General features: G+C 58.1%; 1 protein-coding gene. It reads left to right on the top strand.

What is annotated here, in order from left to right; all coding sequences use genetic code 11:
- Positions 1 to 129: 129 nt before the first annotated feature.
- A partial coding sequence (locus AC0L3A_RS40845) for a ThuA domain-containing protein (RefSeq protein ID WP_473256596.1) occupies positions 130 to 626 on the top strand: 497 nt, incomplete at its 3' end.

The following is a 626-nucleotide window of genomic DNA, read 5'->3' as shown; positions in this document are numbered from 1 at the left end:
TTCGCCACTTCGCTGATGGGCCAGCAGCGTTGCATAGGACGCCAGAGGGCGATGCCCCAAGGCCGGTGCTGGGCTGATCTGTGCTAGGCTTCTTCAAAACATGGTTCGTTGGCGTTGGCGGAGGCGATTGTGAGGCGACGTGAGTTCATCGCGCTCCTCGGCGGCGCGGCGGCAATCCGACCACTCGGCGCGCATGCGGAGCGTCCGCCAGAGCGCATCCTCTATTTCACATACTCCGCCGGCTACCGGCATGATGTCATACCGCTTTCCAAGGTAATCCTGACCCAGCTCGGAAGCAATTCGGGTGTTTTTGAAGTCACTGCAACGGAAGACACGTCCGAATTTTCTACCGAAAACCTCGAGCGCTACGCGGCAGTGATGTTCTACACAACCGGAGAACTTCCGATGAGCGAGGCGCAAAAGAGAGCTCTTCTCAACTTTGTGCGCTCGGGTCGCGGGTTCCTCGGCGTTCATTCGGCGACGGACACATTCTACACTTGGCCGGACTATCTCGATCTGGTCGGCGGCTACTTCAATGGTCATCCTTGGCATCAGGCCGTGAAGATCGAGGTGGTTGATCCTGGCGATCCCCTGGTGGCTTTTCTCGGGAATTCGTTGCAAGTCGA

The organism is Bradyrhizobium sp. MI1.3 (genome assembly GCF_055811695.1).
The sequence above is the reverse complement of the archived record's forward strand: the minus strand, read 5'-3'. Positions and strand labels throughout refer to the sequence as shown.